This is a genomic window from Pseudomonas sp. SWRI111 (assembly GCF_014268555.1).
GTDB classification, from domain to species: Bacteria; Pseudomonadota; Gammaproteobacteria; order Pseudomonadales; family Pseudomonadaceae; genus Aquipseudomonas; species Aquipseudomonas hamedanensis.
The window spans coordinates 110,072-131,504 of the sequence record NZ_JABWQQ010000013.1 but is presented as its reverse complement, the minus strand read 5'-3'; the positions used below and the strand labels follow the sequence as shown (position 1 = coordinate 131,504).

18 protein-coding genes and 1 pseudogene are annotated in these 21,433 nt (G+C 60.1%); 8 read left to right on the top strand and 11 right to left on the bottom strand.

What is annotated here, in order from left to right; translation table 11 throughout:
- The first annotated feature begins 42 nt into the window (after positions 1-42).
- Positions 43-318 (top strand): hypothetical protein, encoded by a 276-nt coding sequence (locus HU755_RS16640; RefSeq protein WP_186548755.1) that lies wholly within the window; start codon positions 43-45, stop codon positions 316-318.
- A 51-nt stretch (positions 319-369) separates the two neighbouring features.
- On the opposite strand, the gene HU755_RS16635 is transcribed toward HU755_RS16640, so the two are convergent.
- Positions 370-1,710 carry a DEAD/DEAH box helicase gene (locus HU755_RS16635; RefSeq protein ID WP_186548757.1) on the bottom strand — a complete coding sequence of 447 codons (1,341 nt, stop codon included), beginning with the start codon at positions 1,708-1,710 and terminating at the stop codon, positions 370-372.
- 192 nt (positions 1,711-1,902) lie between these two features.
- On the opposite strand from HU755_RS16635, the gene HU755_RS16630 reads away from it, so the two are divergent.
- Positions 1,903-3,201 carry a mechanosensitive ion channel family protein gene (locus tag HU755_RS16630; RefSeq protein WP_186634573.1) on the top strand — a complete coding sequence of 433 codons (1,299 nt, stop codon included), beginning with the start codon at positions 1,903-1,905 and terminating at the stop codon, positions 3,199-3,201.
- 15 nt (positions 3,202-3,216) lie between these two features.
- Here HU755_RS16630 and HU755_RS27800 read toward each other — a convergent pair.
- Together HU755_RS27800 and HU755_RS16625 are read right to left on the bottom strand one after the other, a co-directional pair.
- Positions 3,217-3,306 (bottom strand): annotated as a pseudogene (locus tag HU755_RS27800) (metal ABC transporter ATP-binding protein); the annotation flags it as partial.
- 22 nt (positions 3,307-3,328) lie between these two features.
- On the bottom strand, positions 3,329-4,195 hold the full coding sequence (locus HU755_RS16625; RefSeq protein ID WP_186620392.1) for a carboxylate/amino acid/amine transporter: 867 nt from the start codon (positions 4,193-4,195) through the stop codon (positions 3,329-3,331).
- A gap of 39 nt (positions 4,196-4,234) precedes the next feature.
- Here HU755_RS16625 and HU755_RS16620 point away from each other — a divergent pair, with 39 nt between their 5' ends.
- The gene (locus tag HU755_RS16620; protein WP_186620393.1) at positions 4,235-4,486 is read left to right on the top strand and encodes a hypothetical protein; all 252 of its coding nucleotides are present in this window, start codon (positions 4,235-4,237) and stop codon (positions 4,484-4,486) included.
- 53 nt (positions 4,487-4,539) lie between these two features.
- On the opposite strand, the gene HU755_RS16615 is transcribed toward HU755_RS16620, so the two are convergent.
- Positions 4,540-5,139, bottom strand: a complete 600-nt coding sequence (locus HU755_RS16615) for an FMN-dependent NADH-azoreductase (RefSeq protein ID WP_186548763.1) — start codon at positions 5,137-5,139, stop codon at positions 4,540-4,542.
- A gap of 232 nt (positions 5,140-5,371) precedes the next feature.
- The gene (locus HU755_RS16610; RefSeq protein ID WP_101158571.1) at positions 5,372-5,686 is read right to left on the bottom strand and encodes a 3-phosphoglycerate kinase; all 315 of its coding nucleotides are present in this window, start codon (positions 5,684-5,686) and stop codon (positions 5,372-5,374) included.
- 49 nt (positions 5,687-5,735) lie between these two features.
- Here HU755_RS16610 and HU755_RS16605 point away from each other — a divergent pair, with 49 nt between their 5' ends.
- From HU755_RS16605 to HU755_RS16590, 4 genes are all read left to right on the top strand, one after another.
- Positions 5,736-6,659, top strand: coding sequence for a LysR family transcriptional regulator (locus HU755_RS16605; RefSeq protein WP_186548765.1), 924 nt, complete (start codon positions 5,736-5,738; stop codon positions 6,657-6,659).
- A gap of 14 nt (positions 6,660-6,673) precedes the next feature.
- Positions 6,674-7,477 (top strand): alpha/beta fold hydrolase, encoded by an 804-nt coding sequence (locus HU755_RS16600; protein ID WP_186634570.1) that lies wholly within the window; start codon positions 6,674-6,676, stop codon positions 7,475-7,477.
- 3 nt (positions 7,478-7,480) lie between these two features.
- On the top strand, positions 7,481-8,044 hold the full coding sequence (locus tag HU755_RS16595) for a peptidylprolyl isomerase (RefSeq protein ID WP_186548769.1): 564 nt from the start codon (positions 7,481-7,483) through the stop codon (positions 8,042-8,044).
- 88 nt (positions 8,045-8,132) lie between these two features.
- Complete coding sequence (locus HU755_RS16590; RefSeq protein ID WP_186634567.1) at positions 8,133-9,965, top strand: ABC transporter ATP-binding protein; 1,833 nt, start codon at positions 8,133-8,135, stop codon at positions 9,963-9,965.
- Positions 9,966-10,082: 117 nt separating this feature from the next.
- Here HU755_RS16590 and HU755_RS16585 read toward each other — a convergent pair whose 3' ends face one another.
- Positions 10,083-11,207, bottom strand: a complete 1,125-nt coding sequence (locus HU755_RS16585; protein ID WP_186634564.1) for a GNAT family N-acetyltransferase — start codon at positions 11,205-11,207, stop codon at positions 10,083-10,085.
- A gap of 281 nt (positions 11,208-11,488) precedes the next feature.
- Between HU755_RS16585 and HU755_RS16580 the strand changes: the two genes are divergently transcribed.
- A complete protein-coding gene (locus tag HU755_RS16580) occupies positions 11,489-12,811 on the top strand; it encodes a putative porin (protein WP_186634561.1) in 1,323 nt (440 codons plus the stop codon).
- A gap of 185 nt (positions 12,812-12,996) precedes the next feature.
- Here the strand turns inward: HU755_RS16580 and HU755_RS16575 are convergent, their stop codons facing one another.
- From HU755_RS16575 to aceK, 5 genes are all read right to left on the bottom strand, one after another.
- Positions 12,997-13,233: an anti-sigma factor gene (locus HU755_RS16575; RefSeq protein WP_186634558.1), complete on the bottom strand. Its 237-nt coding sequence runs from the start codon at positions 13,231-13,233 to the stop codon at positions 12,997-12,999.
- Complete coding sequence (locus tag HU755_RS16570) at positions 13,227-13,838, bottom strand: RNA polymerase sigma factor (protein WP_186634555.1); 612 nt, start codon at positions 13,836-13,838, stop codon at positions 13,227-13,229. Before HU755_RS16570 ends, HU755_RS16575 begins: the two co-directional genes overlap by 7 nt.
- A 135-nt stretch (positions 13,839-13,973) precedes the next feature.
- Positions 13,974-15,095: a beta-ketoacyl-ACP synthase III gene (locus HU755_RS16565; RefSeq protein ID WP_186634552.1), complete on the bottom strand. Its 1,122-nt coding sequence runs from the start codon at positions 15,093-15,095 to the stop codon at positions 13,974-13,976.
- Between the two features lie 328 nt (positions 15,096-15,423).
- The gene (gene hrpA / locus HU755_RS16560) at positions 15,424-19,335 is read right to left on the bottom strand and encodes an ATP-dependent RNA helicase HrpA (protein WP_186634549.1); all 3,912 of its coding nucleotides are present in this window, start codon (positions 19,333-19,335) and stop codon (positions 15,424-15,426) included.
- A 196-nt stretch (positions 19,336-19,531) separates the two neighbouring features.
- Positions 19,532-21,253, bottom strand: a complete 1,722-nt coding sequence (aceK, locus tag HU755_RS16555; protein WP_186634546.1) for a bifunctional isocitrate dehydrogenase kinase/phosphatase — start codon at positions 21,251-21,253, stop codon at positions 19,532-19,534.
- Positions 21,254-21,433: the final 180 nt, after the last annotated feature.

Here is a 21,433-nt window from a genome sequence, read left to right as displayed (position 1 = left end):
CTCAACCGGTTAACCCGCCTTAACCGGAACTGAGGCCTGCCCATGAAAACCCTGATCAAGCTGTCCCTCGCCGCTACGCTCGCCTGTGCCCTGCCCGTCTGGGCCTGTACGCCCGAAGAGGCCGCGGTCAAACGTGAGCAACTGGCCAAGGAGGTTGCGAAACTCACCGAGCAAAATCCGGCCAAGGCCAAGGAAATCAACGCCGAGTTGCAGAAAATGAATCTGGGCACGGCCAGCGCCGATCTACCTGACAAGTGTCAGCTGATCGATAAGCGCTTGCAGGAACTGGGTTCGGCGGAGAAAAAAGCCGACAGTTGAGACATAAAAAAACCGGACAATGTCCGGTTTTTTTATGCGCGATACTAAAGCTTACTCAGCCGCAGGCTCGGCCGGCTTGCGGCGCTTGAGCGGGGCCATGCCGTCGCTGCTCACCAGAGAATCCGGTTTTGGACGGTTGACGCTCTTGCGCTTGGTCGGCGTCTTGGCGGCGGTTTTCTTTTTGTCACCCTTGGCGTCGGTCTTTTTCTTCTTCACGCCGACGGCTTTGCCCGAGGCCTTGACCTTTTTCGGCCCGCCGTAGGTGCCTTTGACTTCCTTGATCGTGCGGCGCTCGAAGCTCTGCTTCAAGTAGCGCTCGATGCTCGACATCAGGTTCCAGTCGCCGTGGCAGATCAGCGAGATCGCCAGGCCATCGTTGCCGGCGCGGCCGGTACGACCGATGCGGTGTACGTACTCGTCGCCGCTGCGTGGCATGTCGAAGTTGATCACCATGTCCAGACCATCGACGTCCAGACCACGGGCCGCGACGTCGGTGGCCACGAGGATCTTCACGCCGCCCTGCTTCAGGCGATCGATCGCCAGTTTGCGATCCTTCTGGTCTTTCTCGCCGTGCAGCACGAACGCCTTGTATTCCTGAGCCACGAGGCGGCCATAAATGCGGTCGGCCATGGCGCGGGTGTTGGTGAAGATGATGGCTTTCTGGTAGGTCTCGTTGGCCAGCAGCCAGTTCACAATCTGCTCTTTGTGCTGATTGTGGTCGGCGGTGATGATTTGCTGACGCGTCGTCGAGTTCAGTTGGCTGACCGCATTGAGCTGCAAGTGCTCCGGATTGTTCAGCACCTTGGCGATCATCTCGCGCAGGCCGGAACCGCCAGTGGTGGCGGAGAACAGCATGGTCTGCTGACGGTTCGGGCATTCGTCGACCAGACGTTGCACGTCTTCGGCGAAGCCCATGTCGAGCATGCGGTCGGCTTCGTCGAGTACCAGCACTTCGACTTCTTTGAGGTCGAGGTTGCCGGCGTTGAGTTGCTCGATCATCCGCCCCGGCGTACCGATGAGGATGTCCGGCACCTTGCGCAGCATCGCCGCCTGGACCTTGAAGTCTTCACCGCCGGTGATCAGGCCGGACTTGATGAAGGTGAACTGCGCGAAGCGCTCAACTTCCTTCAACGTCTGCTGGGCCAGCTCGCGGGTCGGCAGCAGGATCAGCGTCTTGATGCTGACGCGGATCTTCGCCGGCCCGATCAGACGATTGAGGATCGGCAGAACGAAAGCCGCAGTCTTGCCGCTTCCGGTTTGCGCCGTTACCCGCAAATCACGCCCTTGGAGCGCCAGCGGAATGGCCGCGGCTTGCACAGGCGTTGGCTCGACAAATTTCAGCTCGGCCACGGCTTTAAGCAGGCGTTCGTGCAGGGCGAATTGGGAAAACACGGGTGCTACCTCGAAGATATGCAAAAAAACAGCTGCATAGATTACCGGTTTCGAGCACTCAGGCCGAGTTTCTTTGTGCAAACGGTGACAATCAGTGGTTTTTTTGTTGCCCGTTTTGTCGCCGACCGCAATACGCAGCGTCTTAAATGCTCTAATTGCCCCTCGCGTCTTTATAGAAGAAACGTTTCGCTTATGGATATCAAACAGCTCTGGCTCAACGCCCAAGACCTCTGGGGCACCCTTGAACAGCATCCGCTCTTGCAGTCGGGACTGGCGCTGATGGTGCTGCTGGTGATCGCGCTCGTGCTCGGACGAGTGGCGCGCTACCTGATCCTGCACGCCAGCCGCATGCTCGGTCGCCAGCCGGCCCTGCACTGGATCAACGACTTCCGGCACAACAAGGTGTTTCAGCGCCTGGCGCAGATGACGCCATCGCTGGTGATCCAGTTCGGCCTGCATCTGGTGCCGGAACTCAGCAAAACCTCGATGAATTTTCTCGGCAACGTGGCGCTGGCGTTCACCATTCTGTTCCTGCTGCTGGCGATCAGCGCCCTGCTCAATGCCTTGCTCGACATCTATGCGCGCACCGAACACGCCCGCACGCGCTCGATCAAAGGCTATGTGCAACTGGCGAAAATGGTCTTGTACGTGTTCGGCGCGATCATCATTGTCGCCACCCTGATCGACCGTTCGCCGCTGTTGCTGCTGTCGGGTCTGGGTGCGATGTCGGCGGTGATTCTGTTGGTCTACAAGGACACCCTGCTGTCGTTTGTCGCCAGTGTGCAATTGACCAGCAACGACATGCTGCGCGTCGGCGACTGGATCGAGATGCCGCAGGTCGGCGCCGATGGCGACGTGGTCGACATCACCCTGCACACGGTCAAGGTGCAGAATTTCGACAAGACCATCGTCTCGATCCCGACCTGGCGCCTGATGTCCGAGTCGTTCAAGAACTGGCGCGGCATGCAGCAATCCGGCGGACGGCGGATCAAGCGCAGCCTGTTCATCGATGCCAGCGGCGTGCGTTTCATCCGCGATGACGAGGAAGAAAAGCTCTCGCAAGTGCACCTGCTGACCGACTACATGAGTCGCAAGAAAGCCGAGCTCAAGGCGTGGAACGAGGCCCAGGGCAATGTCGCGGCGATGTCCGCCAACCGCCGGCGCATGACCAATGTCGGCACCTTCCGCGCCTATGCACTGGCGTATCTGAAGAGTCACCCGGAGATTCAACCGAACATGACCTGCATGGTTCGCCAGATGCAAACCACCGCGCAGGGCATTCCGCTGGAAATCTACTGCTTCACCCGCACCACCGTTTGGGCCGATTACGAGCGGATTCAGGGGGATATTTTTGATTATCTGCTGGCGGTGCTGCCGGAGTTCGGGCTGAGTCTGTATCAGCAGCCGAGTGGCGGGGACTTGCGCGCGGGGTTATTGCCGGCGGTGCTGGGCTCGGCGAGTATTCCGCAGCCTGAAAAACACGTTATGTAACCCTGCAAATCGAAACTGTGGGAGCGGGCTTGCTCGCGAAAGCGCAGTGTCATTCAACAAAGAGATTGACTGACCTGACGCCTTCGCGAGCAAGCCCGCTCCCACATTGGTATTTGTGAATCAGCGGTTACGCGGTGGCCGCGGATTTTCGGATACCCAACCGGCTGATCCACACCGCGGCGAGGATCACACTGCCGCCGAGGAACAACCGCCCCAGTTCCTCATGCTGATTCCAGATCAGCAAATTCAACAACAACCCCACCGGCACATGCAGGTTGTTCATCACCGCCAGGGTGCCGCCATTGACCATGCACGCGCCCTTGTTCCACCAGTACAGGCCCAATGCCGTCGAAACCAGCCCGAGGAACAGCAAAACCGCCCATTGCAGTGGCGCTTCCGGCAGGAAGTTGGATTTGCCGAACAGCAGAAACGCCGGCAGTACCACCATCAATGCGCCCAGGTAGAAATAACCGAAGCGGCGGTAATGCGGCAGATCACTCGGGTGTTTCGCCACCAGATGCTTGTACAGCACCTGTCCGGCGGCGTAGGTGAAGTTGGCCAGTTGCAGCAGCAGGAAGCCCATGAAGAAGTCCGGACTGATGCTGTCGAAACGAATCACCGCCGCGCCACCGACTGCGACCAGCGCGGCGATCAACGCCCACGGGTTGAAGCGGCGGTTCAGCGCGTCTTCGATCAAGGTCACATGCAGAGGCGTGAGAATGGTAAACAGCAACACCTCCGGTACTGTCAGCACGCGGAAGCTCAGATACAGACAGACGTAAGTCACGCCGAACTGCAAGGCGCCGATCAGCAGCATGCCACGCATGAACGCCGGCTCCACCGAACGCCAGCGCGTCAACGGAATAAACACCAACCCGGCCAGCACCACACGCACCAGCACCGCAAAGTAACTGTCGACATGCCCCGCCAGATACTCGCCGATCAGACTGAAAGAGAACGCCTGGATCAGCGTGACAAAAAGTAGATAGCCCATGCTCGCCTCGAAATCGAATGGCGGCGACGATAGCGGTTTTTGCGCCAGACCGCGAACCCACTGACAACACAATCCCCTGTAGGAGTGAGCCTGCTCGCGATGGCGGTGTTTCAGTCAAAACTGATGCGTCTGAACGACCGCTATCGCGAGCAGGCTCACTCCTACAAGGAAATCTATCCTGCTCATCAAATCGCAGACAAAAAAAAGCCCGATCTCGCTAAAGCGTTCAATCGGGCTACAGCACTCAGGAGCAAAAGTGCAAAGGGAGGTTCGATGCGCGTAGAGCCTTGAAGGGGTTGCGCCAGATCACTAGACCATCCAGCGATTATCTGGCGATTAACCGATCAAGCGACCTGAGACAATTTGGCGTTGGCCTGATTCAGCCCCCTCTCCTGGAAGTCACCGCCCAGGTTCATGCCCTCGGCATGGATAAAGGTCACGTCATGGATACCAATGAACCCCATGACCTGACGCAAATACGGTTCCTGATGATCCGCCGGACCACCGGCATACACACCACCGCGGGCGGTCAATACAAAGGCACGCTTGCCGTTGAGCAGGCCTTGCGGGCCGGTTTCGGTGTATTTGAACGTCACACCGGCACGCAGCACATGATCGAGCCAGGCCTTGAGGGTGCTCGGGATCGCAAAGTTGTACATCGGCGCAGCCATGACCAGCACATCGGCGGCGAGCAGTTCATCGGTCAAGGCGTTGGAGCGGTCCAGCGAGGATTGCTCGGCGTCGTTACGCTGCTCGGCGGGTTTCATCCAGCCACCCAGCAAGTTGCTGTCCAGATGCGGCACCGGGTTCACGGCGAGGTCACGCACGGTGATCTGATCGGCAGGGTGCGCGGCTTTCCATTGAGCGATGAAGGTCTGGGTCAGTTGACGGGAAACCGAGTCTTGCTGGCGGGCGCTGCTTTCGATGATCAGAACGCGGGACATGGTGTGTAGCCTCCATCCGAGAATGTTGTAAGTCGATGGAGTGAAGGTTAAACAAAGCCCATTCGATGAAAAAGCGCAAATATCCGCTGTAACCCATCGATAAATTCGTTTATAAGCTAACGCATACCCTTGTAGGAGTGAGCCTGCTCGCGATAGCGGTGTGTCAGGCAACATTGATGTACCTGATACACCGCTATCGCGAGCAGGCTCACTCCTACAAATGGAAAACCGCTTATTTCGGGGTGCAGGTCAGTTTGATGCGCAGCTTGATGATCTCGCGGGTGAACTTGGCCGTGGCGTTTTTATGTTTGCCGGCCGGTACGTCGATGCTGCGCGTTCGCGGTGCTTCCGGACCGTTGCTGAACACTGCCCGGCAGGTCGCGTCGACGTCACCGTAGTTGGCCACCCGGATCGAGCCGATGTCGTTGTCGGTATCGAAAGTCTCGTAGTCGATCTTCATGCCGTTGAGATCCTTCTGCACATCGATCGGATAGGCAAACGCGGTCAACGGCAGCAGCGCCAGCAGCACACAACAGAATTTTTTCATTCGGCAGTCTCCATGAGGGACGGCCAGCTTAGGACAAGAGGAGCTATTGATGAAAGCGCCCCGCGTAACCCTTGATCAGTGGCGAACGTTGCAGGCCGTGGTCGACCACGGCGGATTCGCCCAGGCCGCCGAGGCTTTGCATCGTTCGCAGTCGTCGGTGAGCTACACCGTGGCGCGCATGCAGGACCAGCTCGGCGTGCCGCTGCTGCGCATCGACGGGCGCAAAGCCGTGCTCACCGAAGCCGGCGGCGTGCTGCTTCGGCGTTCGCGCCAACTGGTGAAACAGGCCAGCCAACTGGAAGACCTCGCCCATCACATGGAGCAAGGCTGGGAAGCGGAAGTGCGACTGGTGGTCGATGCGGCCTATCCGAGCGCCCGCCTCGTCCGCGCGCTGACCGCGTTCATGCCGCAAAGCCGTGGCTGCCGCGTGCGTCTGCGCGAAGAAGTCCTTTCGGGCGTGGAGGAAGTATTGCTCGAAGGCGTCGCCGATCTGGCGATCACCGGGCTGAGCATTCCCGGTTATCTCGGCGCCGAGTTGTGCGATGTCGAATTCATCGCCGTCGCCCACCCGGAACACTCACTGCACCGGCTCAACCGCGAGCTGAGCTTCCAGGACCTGGAAAACCAGATGCAGGTGGTGATTCGCGACTCCGGCCGCCAGCAGCCACGGGACGTCGGCTGGCTGGGCGCGGAGCAGCGCTGGACGGTCGGCAGCCTGGCCACGGCGGCAACCTTCGTCAGCAACGGCCTGGGCTTTGCCTGGCTGCCGCGCCACATGATCGAACGGGAATTGAAAGAAGGTTCGCTCAAGCTGCTACCGTTGGATCAGGGTCGCAGCCGCAACTCCAACTTCTACCTGTACACGAACAAGGAAAAACCCCTGGGCCCGGCCACGCAAATCCTCATCGAGTTGCTGCGTACCTTCGACACCTTGCCGCTGGACGCACCGTTCGCCGCCCCCGAACAAGCCTGACACGGAGTTCACCGATGGCGTATTTCGAGCACGAAGGTTGCAACCTGCACTACGAGGAATATGGCCACGGTACGCCGTTGCTGCTGGTTCACGGGCTCGGCTCGAGCACGCTGGACTGGGAAATGCAGATCCCGGCGCTGGCCGCGCACTACCGGGTGATCGTCGCCGACATTCGCGGCCACGGGCGTTCGGACAAACCGCGCGAACGCTACAGCATCGCCGGTTTCAGCGCTGACCTGGTGGCGCTGGCCGAACACCTGAAGCTCGGCCCGGTGCATTACGTCGGGCTGTCGATGGGCGGCATGATCGGCTTTCAGCTGGCCGTCGATCAGCCGCAACTTCTCAAGAGCCTGACCATCGTCAACAGCGCGCCACAAGTCAAACTGCGCACTCGCGACGATTACTGGCAGTGGTTCAAGCGCTGGAGCCTGATGCGCCTGCTCAGCCTGGAAACCATCGGCAAGGCCCTCGGCAGCAAACTTTTTCCAAAACCGGAACAAGCCGATCTGCGGCGCAAAATGGCTGAACGCTGGGCAAAAAACGACAAACGTGCTTATCTCGCCAGCTTCGATGCGATTGTTGGCTGGGGCGTTCAGGAACGACTTTCCCGGGTGTCCTGTCCAACGCTCGTCATCAGCGCCGACCGTGACTACACACCGGTGGCATTGAAAGAAACCTATGTGAAACTATTGCCGAATGCGCGGCTGGCGGTGATTGCCGATTCGCGCCACGCCACCCCGCTCGATCAACCCGAACGTTTCAATCAAACGCTGCTGGAATTTCTACAGGCAGCCGACCTTCAATCTCAGGATCACTGACCCATGCTGAAAAAACTCGCCCTCGCCGCTGGTACCGTGCTGTTCGCCGCCAACCTGATGGCTGCCACGCCGGCCAAAGCACCCCACGTGCTGCTGGACACGACCAACGGCCAGATCGAAATCGAACTGGACCCGGTCAAGGCACCGATCAGTACCAAGAACTTTCTTGAGTACGTCGACAGCGGTTTCTACAACAACACCATTTTCCATCGCGTGATCCCGGGCTTCATGGCCCAGGGCGGCGGTTTCACCCAGCAGATGCAACAGAAAGACACCAAGGCGCCGATCAAGAACGAAGCCAGCAATGGCCTGCACAACGTTCGCGGCACCCTGTCGATGGCGCGCACCTCCAACCCTGACTCGGCCACCAGCCAGTTCTTCATCAACGTTGCCGACAACGCCTTCCTCGACCCGGGCCGTGACGCCGGTTACGCGGTGTTCGCCAAAGTGGTCAAGGGCATGGACGTCGTAGACGTCATCGTCAACTCGCAGACCACCACCAAAAGCGGCATGCAAAACGTGCCGGTCGACCCTGTGATCATCAAGTCGGCCAAGCGCATCGACTGAGTTTCGCCGGGCATACCGAGCGGCGCCGGGCTGAGCCTGCGCCGCTCGCACTGATAAAAGGAGAGCCCGGATTCCGGGCGGTTATCTGATGCTCTATCGCCGTTTCGAACAACTGATCGATATCTTCCGCGACGCCCCGACGGCGTCCCCGCCGGACCGCGTCTGGCCCTTCTACATCTATTACCTGAAGCAGGTCTGGCCGAGCTTCGCCGCCCTGCTTGTGGTCGGCCTGTTCGCCGCGTTGATCGAAGTGGCGCTGTTCAGCTACCTGAGCCGTATCATCGATCTGGCCCAGGGCACACCGAACCCGAATTTCTTCAGCGACCACGCCCTCGAACTGACGTGGATGCTGGTGGTCGCCCTTGTGCTGCGACCGATTTTTTTCGGCCTGCACGATCTGCTGGTGCACCAGACCCTGAGTCCCGGCATGACCAGCATGATCCGCTGGCAGAACCACAGCTATGTGCTCAAGCAAAGCCTGAATTTCTTCCAGAATGACTTCGCCGGGCGCATCGCCCAGCGCATCATGCAGACCGGCAACTCGCTGCGCGATTCTGCCGTACAAGCGGTCGACGCGCTGTGGCACGTGGTGATCTACGCAATCAGTTCGCTGGTGCTGTTCGCCGAGGCGGACTGGCGCCTGATGATTCCGCTGCTGACGTGGATCGTCGCCTACATCGGCGCGCTGTACTACTTCGTTCCCCGCGTGAAAGACCGTTCGGTGGAAGCCTCCGACGCGCGCTCGAAACTGATGGGGCGCATCGTCGACGGCTACACCAACATCGCCACGTTAAAGCTGTTCGCCCACACCAACTTCGAACAGCATTACGCCAAGGAAGCCATCGAAGAACAGACCGTCAAGGCGCAGATGGCCGGACGCGTGGTCACCAGCATGGACGTGGCAATCACTGCCATGAACGGCTTGCTGATTGTCGGCACCACCGCGCTGGCTTTGTGGCTGTGGACACAGTCGCTGATCACCGTCGGCGCGATTGCCCTGGCCACCGGCCTGGTGATTCGCATCGTCAATATGTCCGGCTGGATCATGTGGGTGGTCACCGGCATTTTCGAGAACATCGGCATGGTTCAGGACGGTCTGCGCACCATCTCGCAACCGGTCAGCGTCACCGACCGCGAGCAGGCCAAGCCGCTGGACGTGGCCCGTGGCGAAGTGCGTTTCGAGCAGGTGGATTTTCACTACGGCAAGCAGAAGGGCATCATCGGCGACCTCAACCTGACCATCAAACCGGGCGAGAAAATCGGCTTGATCGGGCCGTCCGGCGCCGGTAAATCGACCTTGGTCAACCTGTTGCTGCGCCTGTACGACGTCGAGGGCGGGCGCATCCTGATCGATGGGCAGAACATCGCCGAAGTCGGCCAGGAAAGCCTGCGCGCGCGGATCGGCATGATCACTCAAGACACCTCGCTGCTGCACCGCTCGATCCGCGACAATTTGCTTTACGGCAAACCGGATGCGACCGATGCCGAGTTGTGGGATGCGGTGCACAAGGCTCGCGCCGATGAGTTCATTCCTCTGCTGTCCGACGCTGAAGGCCGCACCGGTTTCGATGCGCATGTCGGCGAGCGCGGGGTGAAACTGTCCGGCGGTCAGCGTCAGCGCATCGCGATTGCGCGAGTGTTGCTCAAGGACGCGCCGATTCTGATCATGGACGAAGCCACCTCGGCGCTGGACTCGGAAGTCGAAGCGGCGATTCAGGAAAGCCTCGAGACCTTGATGCAGGGCAAAACCGTGATCGCGATTGCCCACCGCCTCTCGACCATCGCACGCATGGACCGGCTGGTGGTGCTGGAGAACGGCAAGATCGCCGAGAGCGGCACCCACGCCGAGCTGCTCGCGCATCGAGGCTTGTACGCGCGGTTGTGGGCGCACCAGACCGGAGGTTTTGTCGGCATCGATTGAGATTGCCGATCACCACAACCCCTGTAGGAGTGAGCCTGCTCGCGATAGCGGAGTGTCAGCACCAGTAATATTGACAGACACGCCGCTATCGCGAGCAGGCTCACTCCTACAAGGGATCTAGGTTTGGCGATAGGGCAACGCCGTTCTCGCCTCTTCGGCATACGCCAGGACCCCGGCGCGCTCTTGCTGAAGAAAATCCTTCACCGCCGCTTTCAATCCCGGATGGCGCAGGTAATGCCAGGAATGGGTGATCACCGGTTCGAAACCACGAATCAACTTGTGCTCGCCCTGAGCGCCGGCATCGAAGCGCTGGATGCCATGGGCAATCGCATAATCCATGCCCTGATAAAAACACGTCTCGAAATGCAGCCGATCAAATTCGGCCAGGCAGCCCCAATAGCGCCCGTAAAAACTGTCGCCCCCGACCAGGCTGAAGGCCATTGCGACCGGCCTTGAGCCCTGCTTCGCCAGCACCACGCGAATCGCTTCGGGCATGCGCTCGGCCAGCAGGCTGAAGAATTTTCGGGTCAGATACGGTGCCTGACGTCGCACCGCATAGGTGTTGGCATAACAGGCGTAGACAAAATCCCACTGCGCCTCGTCCAGCTCGCGACCTTCCAGCCATTCAAACTCAAAGCCCTGCCCCGCCACCTGCTCGCGCTCCTTGCGCATCTGTTTGCGCTTGCGTGAGCTGAGGGCGTCGAGGAAATCCTGAAAGTCGCGGTAATCACGATTCTGCCAGTGATATTGGCAACCGATGCGCTGCAACCAGCCCGGCTGCTCAGCCATCGCCGCGTCAGTAAACGGATCGGTGAAGTTGATGTGCGCACTGGAAAGCTCTTCGATCTGCAGATACCCCGGCAGGCTCTTCAGCAGTTCGAAACCATCCTCAACCTTTGCCGCCAGCAAGCGCGGGCCGCTGACAGGACTGAACGGCACGGCAGTCAACAGTTTGGGGTAGTAATCGATGCCGGCCCGCGCGCAGGCGTCGGCCCAGCCATGATCGAACACGTACTCGCCGTAGGAATGCCACTTGCGGTAACTGGGCAGCGCGGCGATCAGTCGATCACCTTCGATATGCAGCAAATGCTCGGGCTGCCAGCCCGAATGTGGGCCGACACTGCCACTGTCTTCCAGCGCACTCAGAAAAGCGTGACGCAGGAACGGCTGGTTATCCGGTACCAGCGCATCCCAGCTTGCCGGGGTGATTTCTGACAGGTTTTGCAGGCGTTGCAACGGCATCCACTGGCACTCCACAGCTTGGCGACAAAGCCCGGCGAGTATCGCTGATCGCGAGCCGTTGCACACGCTCAATCGGCCGACAGCGCTCTATCTCAATAGTTCACGCTCGACCTGCATCGTCATCAACCTGCCATCACTGTGCCACCGCTCTGTCATAAACGATCGCGATACTGGCGCCTGTTTTTAGAGCGCCGGGTTCTAACCCGGACACCGTTTTCCGGCCTTCGGGTCGGTTGTGCCCAGGATGGTTCAGCCATCCCCTTTCATCTTTGGAGATTGCTATGCGTCTTGCTTCCACCAAAACTGCGGCGGCCCTGTGCGGCGGCTTGTTGCTGGCCATGAGCGTTCCGGCCAGTGCTGCAGTCGACGCCAAACTGCTCGACATGCTCAAAGCCAACGGGTCGATTTCCCAGGCGCAGTACATCGAGCTGCAAACAGAACTGGCCAAGGATCAGAAGGCTCAGCAGATCGCCCGGCAGGCACAGCAGGAAACCAACGAGCAAGTGGCGGCGGTCGCGAAAAAGACCAACGAACAGAGCGCTTTCGACCAGAAACTGGCCTGGGCGGCCAAGACCCAGTTCAAGGGCGACGTGCGTATCCGTCAGGAGACCATCAAGATCGACGGCGAGCCGAACAACGGCGGCCGCGACAAGGACCGTCAGCGCATCCGTGCACGTCTGGGCGCCTACACCGAGATCAACCCGCAGGTCGACACCGGCATCCGTATCGCCACCGGCGGCGGCGACGATGCCCGCTCGACCAACCAGGACCAGGATAACTACTTCGACAAGAAGCAGATCTGGCTCGACCTCGGTTACATCGACTACCACCCCGACCAGATCAAGAACCTGCACGTCATCGGCGGCAAGATGTTGCAACCGTGGGTGAGCATGGGCGACGTGATCTGGGACAGCGACATCAACCCGGAAGGTCTGGCTGTTACCTACAAATACCCGCTGGGCAGCAGCGCCGAACTGTTCGGCAGCCTGGGTAACTACAATCTCAAGGACAACGTTGACGGCGACGGCGTGCAATTCCGTCACGACCTGCGCCTGACCGCCGGCCAGTTGGGGAGCCGCTTCAACGTCACCGACAACCTGAAACTGACCCTGGGCGGCAGCGTCTACGCCTACCAGAACGATGAAGACAGCCGCTGCACCGGCACCTCCACGCCGTGCGCCCTGGCGGTCAATGGCAACTCGGCCAACAACGAATTCCGTTTGTATGAAGGGTTCAGCCAGGTCGATATCGGCGGTTTGCCGATGCCGCTGTCGTTCTACGGCCAGTACGTGAAGAACAACGATGCCGTGACCGATCAGGACACTGCCTGGTTGCTCGGTGCGAAGTCGAAAGTCTTCGGTTTCAACCTCGACTACAACTATCGCGACGTGCAGCGCAACGCCGTGGTTGGCGCCTTCACCGACTCCGACTTTGCCAACGGCACTACCGGTTCGCGCGGGCACAAGTTCAAGGTCGGTTATGACATCGACAAGAACTTCGCCGTCGGTGCCACGTACTTCCTGACCAAGGCTGATTTCGCCAGCCGTGGTCAGCGCGATGCCGATGCAAACACCTTGCAGCTGGATGCCGAAGCCAAGTTCTAAAAGAGTAATGGCCCGGTGCGGGCGGAACGATCCCCATCATCCGTTCGTTTCATCCGCACTTGGGTTATTCATTGATCTGTGGCGAGGGAGCTGGCGCCCGCTGGACTGCGAAGCGGCCCTCTGCTTTTGTAAAGCGGGGGCCGCTTCGCGACCCAGCGGGAGCAAGCTCCCTCGCCACATGTCCATCAGGGGCTGTTGTTACGGCGATGCTCGGCCAAGCGCTCGGCCAGCGCATCGACATTCTCGTCAGGCTGTTCCGGCATGGCTTTGAGCGTCGCCTGCATCAAGCGCATCTGCCGCATGAAACGCCGGCAGTTGGGGCAGAACAACAGGTGATGACGCACCATCAGCGTCTCGCGAAAGCTCAGTTGGCCGTCGAGATAATCGCTGGATCGTGCCACTTGCTCCTTGCAGGTCAACATTCTCCCGTCTCCTCAAAATGTTCCACGGTCGCAAAGACCTTCAAGCGCGCCCGGTGCAGCAGCACGCGGACATTGGAGAGCGATATTTCCAGAAGATTACAGATTTCTTCCAGCTCCAGGCCCTGCCGTTCGCGCAACAGCAACACGCTGCTTTGCAACTCAGAGAGGCTCAGCAAGGTGTGCTCGAGGCATTCGCGCAGTTCATTTTCGGTCAGCAGCGCTTCGGGAGTGTCCTGATGCCAGGCGAAAGGCGCGACCAGCCAATGCCCGTCGCTTGAGGAGAAGCGTTCATCGCCAAGGGTGCCGTGCAGCGCCGGCAGATCGTCCATCAGCACTTCCCGGCGATTGAGCTTGTAGCGACTCTTGGCCGAGTTGGCGGTGATGGTCAGCAACCAGGTCTTGAGACTGGATCGGCCCTCGAAGCTACCCAAATGGCGCACCACCGACAACCAGGCATCCTGCACCACTTCTTCGACATGACGCTGGCCCACAATGGCATAAGCCACGGCGCGCATGGCGCTTTGATAAGTAGTGACCAGTTCCTTGAACGCCTGTTGCTCCCCCGCCAGCAAGCGCGCGAGCAGTTGGGTGTCGTCAGCCGCCATCGATCAATCCCCTTGTCCGGACTTCGAAAATGAACGCGGCAGGTATTCACCTGCCGCCATGTCCGAAAAATTACAGCGTTTCAGCCGCTTCGGATGTAGGAAAGGGCGACGCGATTAAGGGGAAATTAACCTGTTTCAGCGCTTGCGCAGAATCACGCTACCGATCGAGTAACCGGCACCGAACGAACTCAGCACCGCCAGCGAACCCGACGCCAGATCATCCTGGTTTTTGTGGAAGGCAATCACCGAGCCCGCCGAGCTGGTGTTGGCGTAAGTATCGAGAATCACCGGTGCTTCTTCTTCGGTGGCCTCGCGGCCCAGCAGCTTGCGCACGATCAGGTGATTCATGCTCAGGTTGGCCTGGTGGAGCCAGAAGCGTTTCACATCGGCAACGTTGAGCTGGTTCTCTTGCAGGTGTGCAGCGATCAGTTCGGCGACCATCGGGCAGACGTCCTTGAACACCTTGCGGCCTTCCTGCACGAACAGCTTGTCGGGGGCGCCGATGCCCTCCTCGGCGGCACGGTTGAGGAAACCGAAGTTGTTGCGGATGTTGTTGGAGAACTTGGTCAGCAGCTTGGTGCTGACCACGTCGAACTGATATTTCGACGTCGCCAGATCCGCGCGCTCGATGATCACCGCAGTCGCCGCGTCACCAAAGATGAAATGGCTGTCACGGTCACGGAAGTTCAGGTGACCGGTGCAGACTTCCGGGTTGACCATCAGGATCGCCCGCGCCTGGCCCAGTTGCACGCTGTTGGCCGCGGCCTGAATGCCAAACGTCGCCGAAGAGCACGCCACGTTCATGTCGAAACCGAAGCCCTGAATGCCCAGCGCTTCCTGGACTTCGATGGCGATGGCCGGATAAGCGCGTTGCAGGTTGGAGCAGGCAACGATGACGCCGTCGATGTCAGCGGCGGTCTTGCCGGCACGTTGCAAGGCTTGCTCGGCAGCGCCGATGGCCATCTGGCACAGCACCGACCATTCGTCGTTGGAACGCTCCGGCAGGCGCGGGGCCATGCGTTGCGGATCAAGGATGCCGTCCTTGTCCATGACAAAGCGGCTCTTGATGCCCGAAGCTTTTTCAATGAACGCGGCACTGGATTCGGTCAGGGCCTGGACTTCACCGCGAGCGATGGCCTCGGCGTTGTCCGCATTGAACTGCGCGACATAGGTATTGAAAGACTGCACCAGCTCTTCGTTGGAGATGCTGTTGGCCGGTGTGTACAGGCCGGTGCCGCTGATGACGACGTTATGCATGGTCGTTTCTCTAATCTGTTCAGGCAGAAAGTGCTGGAACCGTCGTACCAACACGCAAAGGGTCTATTCCCATCCGGGGAACGCAAACCTGGCATCGTTTTATTCCGCGGCGCGACACGGCCGAAGGCTCTGGGTCGCGAAACGGCGGGTTATGGTGGCGAAGTTTGCCATAAACCCAGAATTTTGGCGCCTATGTGAAGCACACCACACATCCTGATGTGGGAGCGGGCTTGCTCGCGAAAGCGGTGTGTCAGCAGCCAAATATGTACCTGACACTCTGCTTTCGCGAGCAAGCCCGCTCCCACAGGGGATTGTGTATACCTGAAGATCAGGGCTCTACCTGGCTCCACTGTTTATTCAGGCGCTTGTCCGAGATCGGTACTTTCGTGCCCAACTGCTGGGCAAACAGCGACACGCGGTATTCCTCCAGCCACCAGCGGTACAACTCCAGTTGCGGATCGCGTTTGCCTTCCTGCGCATGCTTGGCCGCGCGGGTCTGGTATTGCGCCCACAGGCCGGCGAGTTCGCCGCTCCAGACCCGGTCCTTCTGTACTTGCGCGCCGAGTTTCTCGAAACGCTGCTCGACCGCTTTCAGATAACGCGGCAGTTCCTTGAGCCACTGCATCGGCGTTTCGCGGACGAAGCCCGGATAGACCAGATGGCCGATCTGCTGCTTGATGTCGTTGAGCGCCACTGCCTGAGCAAGATCGATCTTGCCCTTGAAGCGCTTTTGCAGGCCGTGCCAGATCTTGAGGATTTCCAGGGTCAACCGCGCCACACGCTCGGCATGCTCGGTCCAGTTACCACGCTTGCGCTCGGCCAGTGCGGCCAACCCGGCGCCGTCGCGGGGCAACGGGTCTTCGCCTTCGAGAATGCAGCTGTCGAGGCTGGCCAGCAAAATGTCTTCGATCAGTGCATCGACCCGGCCCAGCTCGCGATACAGCAGCCCCAGCTCCGTCTGCCCCGGCAACTTGCCACGCAGGAATTTCGCCGGCTCGGCCAGTTGCTGCATCAGCAAGCGCTGCAAGGCACGGCGATGCTGGAACTCGGCTTCAGCCGGGGTGGAGAAACGCCCTTCCTTGACCGTACCGCCCTCTTCCACCAGCGCCGGGTACACCGTCATCGACAGCCCGGCGATCTTCTGCTGAGTCTTTTCCGCCACCGGCGCGAAGACTTTCGCCTCGACCGGTTGCTGACTTTTCGCACTCTGCGGCACCGCCAGTGCGGCCTGACTGGCTTCGGCAAAGCGTGCGGTCAGCTCGGCCAGATCGCGACCTTCACCGAGGAACTTGCCTTGGCCGTCGACGATTTCCAGGTTCATGCGCAGATGGCTTTCGACCTGTTGCGCAGCTTCCGCCCACGCTTCATCGCTGACCCGCGCGCCGGTCATGCGCAGCAGCTCGCGGCCGAGCGCTTGCGGCAGCGAGCCGTCGCCGAAGGCCATGCGTTGCAACGCGGCCTTGATGAAGTCCGGCACCGGCACGAAGTTCTTGCGCAGGGCTTTCGGCAAGTTGCGTACCAGGGCAATGCACTTGGCCTCGATCAGCCCCGGCACCAGCCATTCCAGACGTTCCGGCGGCAGCATCGGCAGCAGCGGCGCCGGTACGCGCAAGGTCACGCCATCGCGCGGGTGGTTGGGTTCGAAGTGGTAAGTCAGCGCCAGCTCCAGATCGCCGATGTGCAGCGTATCCGGGTAATCGCGGGCGGTGACTTCGCTGGCCTCGCGGGCCAGCACGTCTTCTTCGCGCATGATCAACAGCTGCGGGTCTTTCTGGCTGTTGACCTTGTACCAACTGTCGAATGTCGCGGTCTGATGGATCTCAGCCGGCAAACGCGCATCGTAGAAGGCGTACAAGGTTTCTTCGTCAGCGAGGATGTCGCGGCGCCGGGCCTTGGCTTCCAGTTCGTCGAGCTGCTCGAGCAACTTCTGATTGGCGCTCAGGCATTTGGCCCGCGACTGAATCTCGCCGCGCACCAGCCCTTCGCGGATAAACAGCTCACGCGAAACCACTGGGTCCACCGGACCGTAATGCACCGGACGACGACCGACCACGATCAGCCCGAACAGGGTGATCTGCTCGTACGCCACGACCTGGCCGCGCTTCTTTTCCCAGTGCGGTTCGAAGTGGTTTTTCTTGATCAGGTGCCCGGCCAGCGGTTCGATCCAGTCGGCATCGATCTTGGCGACCATGCGCGCGTAGAGCTTGGTGGTTTCCACCAGTTCGGCGGTCATCAACCACTGCGGGCGCTTCTTGCCGATGCCTGAAGAGGGGTGAATCCAGAAGCGCCGCTGGCGCGCGCCGAGGTAATCGCCGTCCTCGGTTTTCTGACCAATCTGACTGAGCAGGCCGACCAGCACCGCTTTGTGCAGCTTCGGATAATCCGCCGGCTCCTTATTCAGGCTCAGTTGCATGTCGCGGCAGATCAGGCTCAACTGGCGGTGAGAGTCGCGCCACTCACGCAAACGCAAATAATTGAGGAAGTTCTTGCGGCACCAATTACGCAGCGGGCTGGCGGTCAGTGCCTGGCGTTGCTCTTCGAAACCACGCCACAAATTGACCAGTCCGGCGAAATCCGAGTCAGGGTCCTTCCATTGCGCATGGGCCTGATCGGCCGCTTGCTGACGCTCCGGCGGCCGCTCGCGCGGATCCTGAATCGACATGGCACTGGCGACGATCAGCACTTCCTGCAGACTGCCGAGTTTTGCCGCTTCGAGCAGCATGCGGCCCATGCGCGGATCCACCGGCAAGCGCGCCAACTGCCGACCGAGTGGCGTCAGTTGGCTGTTGCGATCCACTGCCGAAAGCTCTTGCAGCAAATTGAAGCCGTCGCTGATCGCCTTGCCGTCCGGCGGCTCGATAAACGGGAACGCGGTGATTTCGCCGAGGCGCAGGTGCAGCATCTGCAAAATCACGGCGGCGAGGTTGGTGCGCAGAATTTCCGGATCGGTGAATTCCGGACGACCGAGGAAATCTTCCTCGCTGTACAAACGCACGCAGATGCCCGGCTCGACCCGCCCGCAACGGCCCTTGCGCTGATTGGCACTGGCCTGGGAAATCGCTTCGATCGGCAGACGCTGGACCTTGGCGCGGTAGCTGTAACGGCTGATGCGCGCGGTGCCGCTGTCGATCACGTAGCGAATGCCCGGCACGGTCAGCGAGGTCTCGGCAACGTTGGTCGCCAGTACCACGCGGCGGCCCGGGTGCGACTGGAAAATCCGCTGCTGCTCGGCCGGCGACAGACGCGCATACAACGGCAGAATTTCGGTGTGCTTGAGCTGGGCCTTGCGCAACATGTCCGCGGCGTCGCGAATCTCCCGCTCACCCGGCAGGAATACCAACACATCACCGGGGCTGCGGCGTTCGCTACGCTCGTACGCAGCGATTTCGTCGAGGGTGGCGAGAATCGCTTGATCGACCGTCAAGTCATCCTCGACGCGGTTGCCTTCCTCGTCCTGCTCCAGCGTCAGCGGGCGATACCAGGTGTCCACCGGGAAGGTACGGCCCGACACTTCGACAATGGGTGCATCGTCGAAATGCTTGGAGAAGCGCTCCAGGTCGATGGTCGCCGAAGTGATGATGACTTTCAGGTCGGGACGCCGCGGCAGCAGGGTTTTCAGATAGCCGAGAAGGAAGTCGATGTTGAGGCTGCGCTCGTGGGCTTCGTCGACGATGATCGTGTCGTAGCGTTCGAGGTAGCGGTCATTCTGGGTTTCCGCGAGCAGGATGCCGTCGGTCATCAGTTTGATCAGGGTGTTGGCATCGCTCTGGTCTTCAAAGCGCACCTGATAGCCGACCAGTGCACCGAGCGGTGTGCCAAGCTCCTCGGCAACGCGACTGGCAACGCTGCGCGCGGCGATCCGACGCGGCTGGGTGTGGCCGATCAGGCCGTGCTGGCCGCGACCGATCTCCAGACAGATTTTCGGCAACTGCGTGGTTTTGCCCGAACCGGTCTCGCCGGCGATGATCAGCACCTGATGTTGCTCCAGGGCCTTTTTGATCTCGTCGCGCTTGGCGGCAATCGGCAAACTGTCGTCGTAACGAATCACCGGCAGGCTGGCGCGGCGCGCCAGCACCTGATCACAGGACGCCTGCATGCGCGTCACCCACTGCGTCAGTTTGGCTTCGTCGGGTTTCTTGCGCAGCTCAAGCAACTGCCGCCGCAGCCGGTGACGGTCGGCGAGCATGGCGTGATCGAGATTTTTCAGCAGTTTGTCGATGGAGGGCGATTCGTCGGTCATCGGGTAGGCAATTCGGTCGTCTATTTGTGCAGGGGGCGGATTGTCGCAGATTTGCCTGCGATTGACCTGCTGTGATCGTTCCCACGCTCCGCGTGGGAATGCAGCCAGGGACGCTCCGCGTCCCAGAAGCGGACGCGGAGCGTCCGATGAGGCATTCCCACGCAGAGCATGGGAACGATCAGGGGCAGACCAAGCGTTATTCGTTATCGAGGCCCTTGCGCCGATACGGGAACACGTCGATGACTTTACCGGCACGAATCGCCTCTTGCAGGCTCTTCCAGTAATCGGCGTTGTACAACTCGCCATGCAACTGATCGAACAGCTTGCGCTGCCCGGCGTCGGCAAACAGAAACGGCGGGAACTCCTCGGGAAACACATCCAGCGGCCCGATCGAATACCACGGTTCAGAGGCCATTTCGTCTTCCGGTGTGCGCGGTGCCGGGATGTGGCGAAAATGGGCTTCGGTCAGAAAGCAGATTTCGTCGTAGTCATAAAACACCACTCGGCCGTGGCGGGTGACGCCGAAGTTTTTCAGCAGCATGTCGCCGGGGAAAATATTCGCCGCCGCCAATTGCTTGATCGCCAGACCGTAGTCCTCAAGCGCTTCACGTACCTGCGCGTCGTTGGCGTTTTCCAGATAAAGGTTGAGCGGGGTCATCCGGCGCTCGGTCCAGCAGTGGCGGATCAGCACGCTTTCGCCTTCGACCGAGACCGTGGACGGCGCGACTTCGAGCAATTCCTCGAGGCATGCCGGATCGAATTTGCTCAGCGGAAAACGAAAATCGGCGAACTCCTGGGTATCGGCCATGCGGCCGACCCGGTCGACACTTTTCACCAAGCGATACTTTTCAATCACCGTGGCGCGGTCGACGTTTTTCGAGGGCGAGAATCGGTCTTTGATGATCTTGAAAACGGTATTGAAGCCCGGCAGGGTAAACACGCTCATGACCATGCCTCGCACGCCCGGGGCCATGATGAATTGGTCGTCGGTGTTGGCCAGGTGATTGATCAGCGCGCGGTAAAATTCCGACTTGCCATGCTTGTAGAAGCCGATCGAGGTGTACAGCTCGGCGATGTGCTTGCCGGGCAGAATGCGCCGCAGAAACCCGATAAATTCCGCCGGCACCGGCACGTCGACCATGAAATAGGAACGGGTGAAGGAGAAGATGATCGACACGTCGGCTTCGTCGGTGATCAACGCGTCGATCTGAATCCCGCGCCCTTCGCGATGCAACAGCGGAATCACCAACGGCCACTGTTCGTCGCGGGTGTAGATGCGCCCGACCAGGTACGCGCCCTTGTTGCGGTACAGCACCGAGGAAAACAGCTCGACGCTCAGTTCCGGGTCCTTGCACACCCAGTCCGGCAGGTTTTCACGCAGTTGCGCTTCGAGGCGATGCACGTCGCCAGGCAGGTCGGCGTAATCCTCGCTGAAGCGATAGTCGGCGAAAATGCTCGCAAGCATCGCCGATAGCTGCCCCTGCGGCTTGTATGTGCGCGTTTGCGCAGCCCGGGCACGGCGCAGGCTCGGACGCGTGGTGTGGATGAACATGCAGCCGTCGCTGATCAGGTCGTGACTGAACAGCCCGCAAAAGATCGAGTTGTACCAGGTCTCGGACAGTTCATCGTCAAAGCGCAGGTCGATGACACTGATATAGGCGCTTTTCACCAGCGGCCAGCAGCTGACATTCATCAGCGTCTCGTCATCGAAATACTCGCGCAGGCGGGTGATGGTTTCGCCGACCTTTTCCTCGTAGAGGTTGATCCGCGCCGCCGATGCGGTTTGTATTTCCTGCCAGCGCGCCTGCTCGAAACGCTCCCGGGCGCCGTCGGTGATCCGGCGGAAATGCTCGCGGTAATCGTCAAAGCCATCGAGGATCATGCGGGCGATGTCGGTGGCTGGCCATTGCTGCGGCATAGATGAAACCTCTGCGTGCGCTCGAAAGCTTGAGCTTAGCCACGGAACGGGCCTTTGGAGAAGCGCAATATCGGCCAAAAGCCGAACCCGGACGTACGGTGCGGGATTTTTCGCCGAGACAATTAATTGCCCGAATTACGGTTGCCATCGCCAGGCCCCTCGGCAACACTCTCGTCCCGA

Coding starts and splice junctions, on each gene's coding strand:
- HU755_RS16575 (WP_186634558.1), bottom strand. CDS start 13,233: ATGTTGACCTGCAAGGAGCAAGTGGCACGATCCAGCGATTATCTCGAC.
- HU755_RS16595 (WP_186548769.1), top strand. CDS start 7,481: ATGCTGAAAAAACTCGCCCTCGCCGCTGGTACCGTGCTGTTCGCCGCC.
- HU755_RS16580 (WP_186634561.1), top strand. CDS start 11,489: ATGCGTCTTGCTTCCACCAAAACTGCGGCGGCCCTGTGCGGCGGCTTG.
- HU755_RS16610 (WP_101158571.1), bottom strand. CDS start 5,686: ATGAAAAAATTCTGTTGTGTGCTGCTGGCGCTGCTGCCGTTGACCGCG.
- HU755_RS16630 (WP_186634573.1), top strand. CDS start 1,903: ATGGATATCAAACAGCTCTGGCTCAACGCCCAAGACCTCTGGGGCACC.
- HU755_RS16565 (WP_186634552.1), bottom strand. CDS start 15,095: ATGCATAACGTCGTCATCAGCGGCACCGGCCTGTACACACCGGCCAAC.
- HU755_RS16600 (WP_186634570.1), top strand. CDS start 6,674: ATGGCGTATTTCGAGCACGAAGGTTGCAACCTGCACTACGAGGAATAT.
- HU755_RS16605 (WP_186548765.1), top strand. CDS start 5,736: ATGAAAGCGCCCCGCGTAACCCTTGATCAGTGGCGAACGTTGCAGGCC.
- HU755_RS16570 (WP_186634555.1), bottom strand. CDS start 13,838: ATGGCGGCTGACGACACCCAACTGCTCGCGCGCTTGCTGGCGGGGGAG.
- HU755_RS16625 (WP_186620392.1), bottom strand. CDS start 4,195: ATGGGCTATCTACTTTTTGTCACGCTGATCCAGGCGTTCTCTTTCAGT.
- HU755_RS16615 (WP_186548763.1), bottom strand. CDS start 5,139: ATGTCCCGCGTTCTGATCATCGAAAGCAGCGCCCGCCAGCAAGACTCG.
- HU755_RS16590 (WP_186634567.1), top strand. CDS start 8,133: ATGCTCTATCGCCGTTTCGAACAACTGATCGATATCTTCCGCGACGCC.
- hrpA (WP_186634549.1), bottom strand. CDS start 19,335: ATGACCGACGAATCGCCCTCCATCGACAAACTGCTGAAAAATCTCGAT.
- aceK (WP_186634546.1), bottom strand. CDS start 21,253: ATGCCGCAGCAATGGCCAGCCACCGACATCGCCCGCATGATCCTCGAT.
- HU755_RS16640 (WP_186548755.1), top strand. CDS start 43: ATGAAAACCCTGATCAAGCTGTCCCTCGCCGCTACGCTCGCCTGTGCC.
- HU755_RS16585 (WP_186634564.1), bottom strand. CDS start 11,207: ATGCCGTTGCAACGCCTGCAAAACCTGTCAGAAATCACCCCGGCAAGC.